Origin of the sequence: Aquipseudomonas guryensis (assembly GCF_014164785.1) — a bacterium.
GTDB lineage: Bacteria > Pseudomonadota > Gammaproteobacteria > Pseudomonadales > Pseudomonadaceae > Aquipseudomonas > Aquipseudomonas guryensis.
In genome coordinates, this window is sequence record NZ_JACJFN010000003.1 from 67,509 (window position 1) to 79,297 (window position 11,789).

Here is an 11,789-nt window from a genome sequence, read left to right on the forward strand (position 1 = left end):
TCCATGTGTTTTTTGTTATGGATGGTGCGGACTATAGCCAGTGGCCCATTGGGCTTGATCCCCCGAAAGTGTGATTTCCGAGCCCAACCCCTCTAGACCGCCGAGTCACGAAACTCATACGGGCTGAAAGCACGCCGTTCAACAGCAATTTACAAGCCAAGCGTTTGCTCGGTTCTCGATAAAAGCTGCGATTGGCGTGATCAGGCGCCTACAGAGTAGACAGGAATGCACTCCCCGCAGCCTGCCACTGAGCGATATCCAGGCGAATACGTTTCTTATCCAGCTTGCCTACGCTGGTCTTGGGAATATCGGTAACAAGTGCAATCTGACTGGGTATCGCCCACTTGTTGATACTGCCCTGTTCAACGAAGGGCTTGAGATGTTCCTTCAACCCACGCGCATCGAGGGTTTGCCCTTCGCGGACGACCAGTAACGCGAATGGACGCTCCCCCCACTGCGGGTCAGCAATCCCCACCACCGCTACTTCACGCACGGCCGGATGGCGACTGATCAGATCCTCGAGTTCCAGCGAAGACAGCCATTCGCCACCGGTCTTGATCACATCCTTGATGCGATCGCGAATATCGATGAAACCGAAGTCATCCAGGGTCGCCACATCACCGGTATGCAGCCAGCCGTGCTCCCACAGCTCGGCACTTTTCTGCGGTTCGTTGAAGTAGCCCATGGTCAGCCAGGGCGCACGCAGCACCAGCTCCCCCTGAGTCTCGCCATCGGCCGGCAGCAGACTCCCGTCCGCAGCCATGATGGCCGCTTCCACCAAAGGCACCGGGACACCCGCCTTGATCCGATAGCTGATGCGCTCGCTTTCGCTGCCCGCGAACAACTCGTCATTGATATGGCCACAGGAAATCAGCGGGCAGGTCTCGGACATACCGTATGCCGCCGTCAGCTGAATGCCGCGCGCCTTGGCTGCTTCGTAGAGGGCGCGATTCAGCGCGCTGCCGCCGATGATCACCTTCAGCCCACCGAAGTCATAGCCTTGAGCGCTCGGTGCATTGAGCATCATCTGCAGGATGGTCGGCACGCAATGCGAGAAGGTCACCTTCTCCTCGCGAATCAGCCGACACAGCATGTCCGGCTCGTAGCGGCCGGGATAAACCTGTTTGACGCCTAGCATGGTGGCCACATAGGGAATACCCCAGGCATGCACGTGGAACATCGGCGTGATCGGCATATACACATCACTGGTACCGAGCAGGCGCACGCTATCCAGACTGCCCAGCACACTGGCCTCGGCCAGGGTATGCAACACCAGTTGGCGGTGGGTGAAATACACGCCCTTGGGATTGCCCGTGGTACCGGTGGTGTAGAAGGTGGTAGCCACCGAATTTTCGTCGAAATCCGGGAAGTCATACTTCGTGCTGGCAGCGGCCAGCAGGTTCTCGTATTCGCCCACCAGATTGGCGATGTCTGCAGTTTTTTCCGGTGCGTCTGTCAGCAAAATGGTCTTGGCCACGGTGGTCAGCTGACTTTCGATGCCCTTGTAGAGCGGCACGAACTCGCTGTTGACCAGGACGAACTTATCCTCGGCATGGTTCATGGTGTAGAGGATCTGATCGGCAGACAGACGGATGTTGATGGTGTGCAGCACCGCGCCGATCATCGGAATGGCGAACATGCACTCCAGGTAGCGATGGCTGTCCCAGTCCATTACCGCCACGGTATCGCCAGCCTTGACCCCGGCCTCGCTCAGCGCATTGGCCAGGCGCGCCACACGCTCATTGAAGGTGGCGTAGTTGTAACGCACCAGATCGCGGTAAACGATCTCACGGGTCTTTTCATAGCGCACACCGGAGAGCAGCAGACGCTTGATCAGCAGCGGCGCCTGGTTAGCACTTTCGGTTGGCGGGATGATCTTGGTCTGCAGCATGTCGGCACCTGACTTCTTGGAGTTGTTCTATGGCGCCCAATCTAGAGGGGCGCAACCCGTGCTAAATCAGCCCAAAGAATGATTTTCCCCATGACTCTTTGGCCGCTTTTAGTCACGGAGTAGAATCGTCTTGAGTAAGTGGTATTAGGTTTTCCAACAAGAGGTAATACCGATGTCCGATATCGTCATCGTCAGCGGCGCCCGCACCCCCATGGGTGGCTTCCAGGGCAGCCTGTCCGGCGTGCCCGCCGTGGAGCTGGGCGCCATCGCCATCCGCGAAGCCGTGGCCCGTGCCGGCATCCAGCCCGCCGACGTGCAGGAAGTGATCATGGGCTGCGTGCTGCCTGCCGGCCTCAAGCAGGGCCCGGCCCGCCAGGCGTCGCTGGGTGCCGGCCTGCCTGCCGCCACCGGCTGTACCACCATCAACAAGCTGTGCGGCTCCGGTATGAAAGCCGTGATGCAGGCCTTCGACGCGCTCAAGGCCGGTAGCAACCAGATCATGGTCGCCGGTGGCATGGAAAGCATGTCCAACGCCCCTTATATCCTCGAGAAGGCCCGCACCGGCCTGCGCATGGGCCACGGTGAGATCAAGGACCACATGTTCCTCGACGGCCTGGAAGATGCCCGCACGGGTCGCCTGATGGGCTCCTTCGCCCAGGAAACCGCCGACCAGTACGGCATCAGCCGTGAAGAGATGGACGCCTACGCCATCGAGTCGCTCAAGCGCGCCCAGGCCGCCATCGCCGATGGCTCGCTGGCCAGCGAGATCGTCCCGGTCACCGTCAGCAGCCGCAAAGGTGAGGTGGTCGTGAAGGATGACGAACAGCCGCTGAATGCCAACCTGGAGAAGATTCCGGGCCTCAAGCCGGCATTCAAGAAAGACGGCACCATCACCGCCGCCAACGCCAGCTCGATTTCCGACGGCGCCAGCGCTCTGGTGCTGATGACTGCCGAGGAAGCGGCCAAGCGCGGCCTCAAGCCGCTGGCCAAGATTGTCGCCCACGCCACCCAGAGCCAGGATCCGAGCGAGTTCACCATCGCGCCGATCGGCGCCATGAGCAATCTGTTCAAGAAGACCGGCTGGAGCAAGGAAGACGTCGATCTGTACGAGATCAACGAAGCCTTCGCCATGGTCACCATGCTGGCCATGCGTGAGCACGGCCTGGACCACGCCAAGGTCAACGTCTACGGCGGCGCCTGCGCCCAGGGCCACCCGGTCGGCTCGACCGGCTCGCGCTTGATCGTCACCCTGATCAACGCCCTGCAGAAAAAGGGCGGCAAGCGCGGCGTGGCCTCGCTGTGCATCGGCGGCGGTGAAGCCACCGCAGTAGCAATCGAACTGCTGTAAGTAACACGCCAACGAAAAGCCCCGCCTAGGCGGGGCTTTTTTATGTGCGAACGATCAGCGCAGCTCGGTAAAGGCCAGCTTGATACCCAGCCCGACCAGCACGGCGCCCATCATCCGGTCGAACCAGTGGCCCATCCGCGCAAAACCCGAACGCACCCGCGCCTGGCTGAACAACAGCGCCACCAGACAGAACCACAGGCCCGTGGCAATGGCCAGGTAGACGCCGTAGCCAGCCTGCACGGTGAGCGGGGTATGCGGATTGATGACCACGGTGAACAGCGAGAGGAAGAACAGCGTGGCCTTGGGATTCAGACCATTGGTGACGAAGCCGATCATGAACGCACTGCGTGCCGAGCGCGCCAGCCCATCGACCTGCACCTCCAGCGCACCCGCTGGCGCCGGGCGCGCGCGCAAGGCCTTGATGCCGATATAGAACAGGTAGGCCGCCGCCAGCCACTTCAGCGCATTGAACAGCACGATCGACTGCGACACGATCAGGCCGATACCCAGCAGCGAATAGGCAACATGCACGAAGATGCCCGTACCGACGCCAACGGCAGTCCAGGTGCCGGCGCGGCGCCCATGGGCCACGCTCTCGCGCACCACGATGGCAAAATCCGGCCCCGGGCTGGCCACGGCCAACAGGTGGATCAGCGCCACGGTGAGAAACTCTGCCCAGTACATACAACCTCCAAATAGTGGGAAACATCCGCCCAGGCTGGCAACCTTACGCCAGCACCCTTGCTGACGACAGGCACAGTTGATGAATAACAGCATTCGCGCGGTCTTCCTCGACCACGCCTCCCTCGACCTCGGCGACCTCGACATGGCGCCCCTGCGCCAGTCCTTCGCCGAGCTGACCCTGCATGCCAGCAGCACCCCAGAGCAAGCGGCCGAACACCTACAAGGCGCACAGGTAGCGATCAGCAACAAGGTGCGCCTAGATGCCGCCATCCTGGCAGCCTGCCCCGAGCTCAAGCTGATCTTGGTATCTGCCACCGGTACCAACAATATCGACCTGGCCGCAGCGCGCGCCCTGGGCATTACCGTCAGCAACTGCCAGGGCTATGGCACACCTTCAGTCGCGCAGCACACACTGATGCTGCTGCTCGCTCTGGCCACCCGCCTGCCGGACTATCAGCGCGCCATCCGTGACGGCGCCTGGCAGCGCGCCAGCCAATTCTGCCTGCTGGACTTCCCGATCATCGAGTTGCAGGGCAAGACCCTCGGCCTACTCGGCCACGGCGAACTGGGCGGCGCGGTGGCGCGCCTGGCCGAGGCCTTCGGCATGCGTGTGCTACTCGGCGCCCTGCCCGGCCGCCCCGTTCGCGCCGATCGCCTGCCATTGCACGAACTGCTGCCGCAGGTCGATGCCCTGAGCCTGCACTGCCCGCTGACCGAGGACACCCGCAACCTGATCGGCGCTGCCGAGCTGGCCCTGATGAAGCCGCAAGCGTTACTGATCAACACCGCCCGCGGCGGCCTGATCGACGAACAGGCCCTGGCCGATGCCTTGCGCGCGGGCCATCTGGGCGGCGCGGCCTGCGATGTGCTCAGCGAGGAGCCGCCACGCCACGGCAATCCACTGCTGCCACCCAACATCCCACGACTGATCATCACCCCGCACAATGCCTGGGGCAGCCGCGAGGCGCGCCAACGCATCGTCGGGCAACTGGCCGAGAACGCCGCGGCGTTCTTTTCCGGCGCGCCCAAGCGAGTAGTCAGCGGGTAAACTACGCGCCTTTTTCAGCGGCCGGAGAACCGGAATGGATCCACGCAGCGAAGTACTCCTGCGCCAGGCAGAACTTTTCCAGGGCGACCTGCTGCTCGCCGGGCTGCCCGCCGACGACCTACTCGGCCGCCTGCCGCGCGCCCACGGCTGGAGCTGGCACGCTGGCGAGCAGCAGGTGCTGGGCGCCCGCTTTGCCGGGCGCAGCCAGTTCGGCACCATTGCGCCGCAGCGCAGTTTCGACAGCGCCGTACTGTTCCTGCCCAAATCACGCGAACTCACCGATTACCTGCTGCAGTCCCTCGCCGCACGCCTGACCGGTGGCGAACTGTTTCTGGTGGGTGAGAAACGTGGCGGCATCGAGCGCGCCGCCAAGCAGCTGGCCGCCTACGGCAAACCGCGCAAGCTGGACAGCGCCCGCCACTGCCAGCTGTGGCAGGTCAGCGTCACGCAAGCCCCTACGACTCCTGACCTGCACAGCCTGGCGCAGCACTACCAGCTGGAGCTTAGCGACGGCCCACTGCAGGTGCTGAGCCTGCCAGGCGTGTTCAGCCATGGTCGCCTGGACCGCGGCAGCGCGCTGCTGCTGGAGCAATTGGAAGGCCTGCCCAGCGGCCATCTGCTGGATTTCGGCTGTGGCGCCGGCGTACTGGGCGCGGTACTCAAACGTCGCTACCCGCAAAGCCAGGTCAGCCTGCTGGATGTGGATGCCTTCGCTGTCGAAAGCAGCCGCCTGACCCTGGCTGCCAACGGCCTGGAGGGCATGGTGATCGCCGGCGATGGCATCGATGCAGCGCCACGGGAGCTGGCCGCCATCCTCAGCAACCCGCCCTTCCACCAGGGCGTGCACACCGACTATCAAGCCAGCGAACACCTGCTGCGCCAGGCTGCCAGCCATCTGGTGCGCGGTGGTGAGTTACGCCTGGTGGCCAACAGCTTCCTCAAGTACCCACCGCTGATCGAGCAGCACCTGGGCAACTGCCAGACGCTCAAGGACGCCGAGGGCTTTCGCATCTACCGCGCCATCCGTCGCTGAATCTGGGCCCACGGGCGCGACTATCTGTCGCCCTGGGTTGCCCATCCCGGCCAAGTTGGGCAAAATGCCACCCGTCCTAGGGGAGTAGTCTCCCGTGAGCGCCCGCTCACCCGGCATGCGTCAACACACTTGCTCCGCAGAGCATGGCGCATGCGACCCAAGGCCTTTACCGGCCTGGGTTTGACAAGACCTATGACACGCACACCTTACCCGGGGCGGGAAGGTCGTACGTGTCATAGCCAACTGTCGAACCCGCCCCTTAGGAACCGCTCAATGCTGGAATCCCTATTCGTTTCCACCGGAATTGTTGCCCTCGCTGAAATCGGCGACAAGACGCAGCTGCTCGCGCTGGTCCTGGCCGCTCGTTTTCGCCGCCCCTGGCCGATCATCTGGGGCATTGTCATCGCCACCCTGGCCAACCACTTCGTCGCTGGCGCCGCTGGGCACTGGGTCGCCGGACTGTTCTCCCCAACCACCCTGCGCTGGATCCTCGCTGCCTGTTTCTTCGCCGTGGCCATCTGGACCCTTATCCCGGACAAACTCGATGACGACGAAGCCTCCAGCCTCAAGCGCTACGGCCCCTTCCTCACCACGCTGATCGCATTCTTCATTGCCGAAATGGGTGATAAGACGCAGATCGCCACTGTGATGCTCGCCGCCCAATACCAACAGCTGCTGATGGTGGTCGCCGGTACGACCCTGGGTATGCTGCTGGCCAACGTGCCGGTCGTACTGGCAGGACACTTTGCTGCCGATCGTCTGCCAATGACGCTCATTCATCGCCTCGCCGCTGCCTGCTTCCTCGCCCTGGCCATCTACGCGGCCTGTCAAGCACTGGGCCTGGGCAGCACCGCGTGACAATTCGCCTGGCCTGACAGCTTGCAATAGCGGGATGACGTCTGCAGTCGGGCTGGTAATCTGTGCAGCAAGTTGCGCAGTTACCAACCCAGGCAAGGAGCAGTACATGTCACTGGAAGAGATGAAGAAACGGGTTCGCCAGCATATCGACCTGTCCTGGAATAAGGGCCGCCTGGCCCTGGCCGAGCAGCTGCACAGCCAGGACTTTCTCTACAAGAGCTCGTTCGTGGGCCGGCCGCTGAGCAGTAGCGGCTATGTGCAGATGGTGCAGGACATCCGCCATGCCATGCCGGATCTGGAAGTGGTGATCGAGGACTGCATCGCCGAAGGCTACAAGGTCGTCACCTGGAGCACCCTGATCGGCACCATCCAGAAACCGGCCCTGGGCTACCCACCCAGCGATAAGGTCATGAGCATCTCGGCCATGGCCTTCTGGACCTTTACTCCGGCCGGCGATATTCGCGAGATCTGCACCATGTTCGACATGGAAAGCTTCCGCGCCCAGCTGGGACTGGAGACCCGCCCGTTCGCCGAAAAAGCCCTGCCCTGAACTCGGATCTGCTGCGCGTCGGTGATACTGCGTTAAAAACAGCCTCAGACTGCTCATTTACAACTTGTAAACTGCGCGTCTTCGGCTGTTTTTGCCTTGTCTCACTCTAGCTCGCGAGATCCGATAGAGGCACAACAGCGTGGCTTCTCAGATCACCGTCCCCTGGCCTGCTGATACAACGGCATCACCTTGGGGATCGCCGCCTGCAGTGACGAGATACGCGTACTGGACGATGGGTGCGTACTCATGAACTCCGGCGGTGCGCCACCGCCGGCCTGACTCATTTTCTGCCACAGGCTGATCGCCGCATTCGGGTTGTAGCCGGCACGTGCTGCCAGCTCCAGGCCGATGATATCCGCCTCGTTCTCGTTGCCACGGCTGTTGGGCAGGGTCATGCCGTATTGCACGGCCGCATCGGCCAGCGCCAGGCTGTCCTGACCGAGCCCCAGCAAGGCCCCTGCGCCCTGCTTGGCCATTTCCATGCCGTAAGCCTTGGACATCGCCTCGCGGCTGTGTTCACGCAGCGCATGAGCAATCTCATGCCCCATCACCGCAGCGAGCTCATCGTCCGTCAGTTGCAGCTGCTCGATCAAACCGCTGTAGACGATGATCTTGCCGCCCGGCCCACAGTTGGCATTCAGCTCCTTGCTGTCGATCAGATTGACCTGCCAGTCCCACTGCGCCGCATCCGCGCGGAATACCGGCGCCTGGGCAATCAGACGCCTGGCAATGGCATCGACACGCTTGGCATTTTTGCTGCGCTTGTCTAACACGCCCTGGCTCGATGCCTCGCTGAGGGTCTGCTGGTAGGACTGCGCATACATCTGGTTGACCTCGGCGGTCGACAGCATGCTGAACATGTACTGCTTGCGCTCGACGCCAACGGCGCCACCACTGGTGGTATTCACGGCCTGGCAAGCCGTCAGCAGGGTGCAGAGCGTTAGCCCGGCCAGGCGAAATGGGGTGTTCATCGCAGTTCTCCGTTACAACAGGGCACATATGCTAGGTCGGCCTTGATAACAGAACAACCTGCACTACTTGCACTATGACCCACAGCGTTCTTTGCTAGTTGCATGGCCAGCTAATGCTTTATTGATTTGCGGCCGATAAGCCAGGGACCGGTGCAACAACCAGACAGTTGTGGAGTCCCCATGCAATTCAAGTCGATCCAGTTTTCCGTAGTCACCCTGGCGGGAGCCAGCATTCTGGCTGTGGTAGTAGCACTGGTGCTCTACGCCCTGTTCGCCGGATCACGTACCCAGAGCCTGGTGCAGGAACGCACTCAAGGCCTGCTCGAGGAAGTGATCAATCAGCGCCTGGTTGCACTGGCCGAGGCGCAAGTCGGCGACCTTCAGCGCCAGTTCGAAACACCGATGAACCTCTCAAAGTTTCTGGCTGCGCTCAATAGCCAGATGGCCCAAGGCGCGGATGGCGCACCCAAGGTAAGTCTCAGCCGGGAGGAGCTGTCGACATTGGTCGGCCTGTACCTAGAAAAGAATCCGGAACTGATAGACCTCTATATCGGCTGGGAACCCAATGCCTTCGATCAGGATGATGATCTCTACGCCGGCCAGGAGGCCGCAGGCTATGACGCCACAGGGCGCTTCATGCCTTGGTGGTACAGGGACGGCGGCCAACTCAAGGTAGCTCCGCTGACCGTTGCACAGATGGAAAGCGAGAAGGTGTTGCCCACGGGTGTACGTGAAGGTGAGTACTACCTGTGCCCCAAGGCTACCAAGCAGCCCTGCGTAGTTGACCCAGCCTCCTACGATTTCGGCGGCAAGCAGGTGCTGGTCGCTTCTTTCAATGCTCCCGTTCTGGTTGATAACCAATTCAAAGGCGTCGTCGGTAACGACCTGGCTCTGGACTTCATCCAGGGGTTGCTCAATACCGCCAAGGGCGAACTGTATGACGGTGCTGGCGAACTGGCCCTGATCGCCGCCAACGGTACCCTGATCGCCGCCACCAAAGACGCCAGCCTGATCGGCCAACCGGCCAGCAAGGCACTGGATGCCGAGCTGCTCGACCAGCTCAAACAGAGCAGCAGTGAGCAGGCAATCAAAAGGCTCGACGAGGAGCGTGAGCTGTTCCAGTTGCTACTGCCATTCAAGGTGGCTGGCACCGCGACACGCTGGACCCTGGCCATCGAGCTGCCGACCAGCGCCGTATTTGCTGACCTGAAAAAACTCCAGAGCGGTCTTGCCGAGCAAGCCCAGGAAGACACCTTCGGCATGACCCTGGTCGGCCTGCTGGTGGCCGGTATCGGCCTGTTGGTGATCTGGTTCGTCGGCTACGGCATCGCCCAGCCGCTGCGGCAGATGGTGCTGATGCTTGACGATATTGCCAAAGGCGATGGCGACCTGACCAAGCGCCTGCAAGTAGACCGGGCCGACGAACTGGGTCAGATCGCCAAAGGTTTCAACACCTTCCTCAACAAGCTGCAGAACATGATCCGTGACGTGGTCACCTCGGTGCAGAAGGTCAGCGACTCCTCCGAGCACACCGCCGACATCGCCATCCGCACCAACGAAGGCGTACAGCGGCAGATGGCCGAGATCGACCAGGTCGCCACCGCAGTGCACGAGATGACCGCCACCGCCCAGGACGTGGCGCGCAACGCCACCCAGGCTGCCGAGGCCGCCAACCATGCCGACCGTTCGGCCAACGACGGCAAGCACATCGTGCAGAAAACCTCCAACGCGATTGCCTCGCTGGCTACCGAAATCGGTCGTGCCACCAGCGTGGTGCAGACCCTGGCCAAGGACAGCGAGAACATCAACGCCATTCTTACCGCCATTCGTGGCATAGCCGAGCAGACCAACCTGCTCGCCCTCAACGCCGCCATCGAGGCCGCACGAGCCGGTGAGCAGGGCCGTGGCTTCGCCGTGGTCGCCGATGAGGTGCGCAATCTGGCGCAGAAGACCCAGCAGGCCACCGAAGAAATCCAGTCGATGATCCAGCAGCTGCAGCATGGCACCCGCGAAGTGGTCAACGTCATGGAGCAGAGTCAGGCGCGCACCGACGACAGCGTGCAGCAGGCCGCCGCTGCCGCTCAGGCGCTGGAATCGATCACCCAGGCAGTGTCGGTGATCAACGACATGAACACCCAGATCGCCAGTGCCGCCGAGGAGCAAAGCGCGGTAGCCGAAGACATCAACCGCAACGTCACCAATATCGGCCAGGTGGCTGGAGAGGTTGCCGGGGGCGCCGACGAAGCCAGCCAGGCCAGCGCCGAACTGACCAAGCTGGCCGAGCAGCAGCGTCGTCTGATCAATCAGTTCCGCGTTTAAGCAGAGAAAAGGCCTGCTTTGTAGGAGCCAGCTTGCTGGCGATCCGCCGCCCCGCTGATCGCCAGCAAGCTGGCTCCTACAGGTCTATCAGGTCTTGAGTACCCAGCGCTGGCGCAGCCATTCCAGGTCTTCCGGGCGGGTGATCTTCAGGTTATCCGCCCGCCCCTCGATCAGGCGTGGCGACAAGCCCGCCCACTCCAGCGCCGACGCCTCGTCGGTCACTGCCACACCCGCGACCAGGGCATCGGCCAGGGCACGGTGCAGTGCAGCGAAGTGGAACATCTGCGGCGTGTAGGCCTGCCAGATCACGCTGCGATCAACCGTCTCCTGCACTCGGCCATCTGCGCCGGCGCGCTTGAGTGTGTCGCGTGCCGGCACGGCAAGTAGGCCGCCGACAGGATCATTGGCCAGCTCAGCCAATAGCAGATCGAGATCGGTGCGCGCCAGGTTAGGCCGCGCCGCATCATGTACCAGCACCCAGTCGCCTTCCTGCGCCCCCAGCTCGCGCAGATGCAGCAGGCCATTGAGTACCGAGTCGGCGCGTTCGCCGCCGCCATCGACACGCTGGATACGTGGATCACTGGCACCGGGCAGTGCCGGCCAGAAGGGATCGTCCGCCGCCAAGCAGAGCACCAGGCCCTTGAGCTGCGGATGATCGAGAAAACAATCGAGGGTGTGTTCGAGAATGCTGCGCCCGGCCAACTGCAGGTACTGCTTGGGCCGGTCGGCACGCATGCGCGAACCGATGCCGGCAGCGGGAATCACCACCCAGAACGGCGGCAAGGCGGTAGTGGTCATTCGGCCAGCTGATAGAGGGTCTCGCCCTCTTTGACCATACCCAGTTCGTGGCGCGCCCGTTCCTCGACGGTCTCGGTGCCCTGCTTGAGCTCCATGACTTCGGCTTCGAGAATCCGGTTACGCTCCAGCAGGCGCTCGTTCTCGCCCTGCTGTTCGGCGATCTGGCGCTTCAGCTCGGTGACCTGGGCCAGGCTGCCATCGCCCACCCACAGGCGATACTGCAGGCCGGACAGCACCAACAGCAGAGCGAGGAACAACCAGTAAGGGGCTTTAGCCATCGAACTCAGAA

Annotated in this window: 11 protein-coding genes and 1 riboswitch; of the genes, 6 read left to right on the top strand and 5 right to left on the bottom strand. The window is 62.3% G+C overall.

The window, feature by feature from the left end; translation table 11 throughout:
* Positions 1-208 precede the first annotated feature (208 nt).
* Positions 209-1,891: a fatty acid--CoA ligase gene (locus H3H45_RS11975; RefSeq protein WP_182833980.1), complete on the bottom strand. Its 1,683-nt coding sequence runs from the start codon at positions 1,889-1,891 to the stop codon at positions 209-211.
* Positions 1,892-2,063: 172 nt separating this feature from the next.
* Between H3H45_RS11975 and H3H45_RS11980 the strand changes: the two genes are divergently transcribed.
* Positions 2,064-3,239, top strand: a complete 1,176-nt coding sequence (locus tag H3H45_RS11980) for a thiolase family protein (RefSeq protein ID WP_182833981.1) — start codon at positions 2,064-2,066, stop codon at positions 3,237-3,239.
* Between the two features lie 54 nt (positions 3,240-3,293).
* On the opposite strand, the gene H3H45_RS11985 is transcribed toward H3H45_RS11980, so the two are convergent.
* Positions 3,294-3,923, bottom strand: a complete 630-nt coding sequence (locus tag H3H45_RS11985) for a LysE family transporter (protein ID WP_182833982.1) — start codon at positions 3,921-3,923, stop codon at positions 3,294-3,296.
* Positions 3,924-4,002: 79 nt separating this feature from the next.
* Between H3H45_RS11985 and H3H45_RS11990 the strand changes: the two genes are divergently transcribed.
* The 4 genes from H3H45_RS11990 to H3H45_RS12005 all read left to right on the top strand — a co-directional run bounded on the left by H3H45_RS11990 (position 4,003) and on the right by H3H45_RS12005 (position 7,412).
* Positions 4,003-4,971, top strand: coding sequence for a 2-hydroxyacid dehydrogenase (locus H3H45_RS11990; protein WP_182833983.1), 969 nt, complete (start codon positions 4,003-4,005; stop codon positions 4,969-4,971).
* Between the two features lie 34 nt (positions 4,972-5,005).
* On the top strand, positions 5,006-6,004 hold the full coding sequence (locus tag H3H45_RS11995) for a class I SAM-dependent methyltransferase (RefSeq protein WP_182833984.1): 999 nt from the start codon (positions 5,006-5,008) through the stop codon (positions 6,002-6,004).
* 67 nt (positions 6,005-6,071) lie between these two features.
* Positions 6,072-6,186: riboswitch (yybP-ykoY riboswitch) on the top strand.
* A 91-nt stretch (positions 6,187-6,277) separates the two neighbouring features.
* Positions 6,278-6,862, top strand: coding sequence for a TMEM165/GDT1 family protein (locus H3H45_RS12000; protein WP_407926697.1), 585 nt, complete (start codon positions 6,278-6,280; stop codon positions 6,860-6,862).
* Positions 6,863-6,968: 106 nt separating this feature from the next.
* Positions 6,969-7,412 carry an ester cyclase gene (locus H3H45_RS12005; RefSeq protein WP_182833985.1) on the top strand — a complete coding sequence of 148 codons (444 nt, stop codon included), beginning with the start codon at positions 6,969-6,971 and terminating at the stop codon, positions 7,410-7,412.
* A gap of 152 nt (positions 7,413-7,564) precedes the next feature.
* Here the strand turns inward: H3H45_RS12005 and H3H45_RS12010 are convergent, their stop codons facing one another.
* Positions 7,565-8,383: a M48 family metallopeptidase gene (locus H3H45_RS12010; protein ID WP_182833986.1), complete on the bottom strand. Its 819-nt coding sequence runs from the start codon at positions 8,381-8,383 to the stop codon at positions 7,565-7,567.
* 180 nt (positions 8,384-8,563) lie between these two features.
* Between H3H45_RS12010 and H3H45_RS12015 the strand changes: the two genes are divergently transcribed.
* The gene (locus tag H3H45_RS12015; RefSeq protein ID WP_182833987.1) at positions 8,564-10,702 is read left to right on the top strand and encodes a methyl-accepting chemotaxis protein; all 2,139 of its coding nucleotides are present in this window, start codon (positions 8,564-8,566) and stop codon (positions 10,700-10,702) included.
* 87 nt (positions 10,703-10,789) lie between these two features.
* Here H3H45_RS12015 and ispD read toward each other — a convergent pair whose 3' ends face one another.
* Entirely contained in the window at positions 10,790-11,500 is a 711-nt protein-coding gene (gene ispD / locus H3H45_RS12020; protein WP_182833988.1) for a 2-C-methyl-D-erythritol 4-phosphate cytidylyltransferase, read from the bottom strand.
* The gene (gene ftsB, locus H3H45_RS12025) at positions 11,497-11,778 is read right to left on the bottom strand and encodes a cell division protein FtsB (protein WP_182833989.1); all 282 of its coding nucleotides are present in this window, start codon (positions 11,776-11,778) and stop codon (positions 11,497-11,499) included. The genes ispD and ftsB overlap by 4 nt, the downstream gene beginning before the upstream one ends.
* Positions 11,779-11,789: the final 11 nt, after the last annotated feature.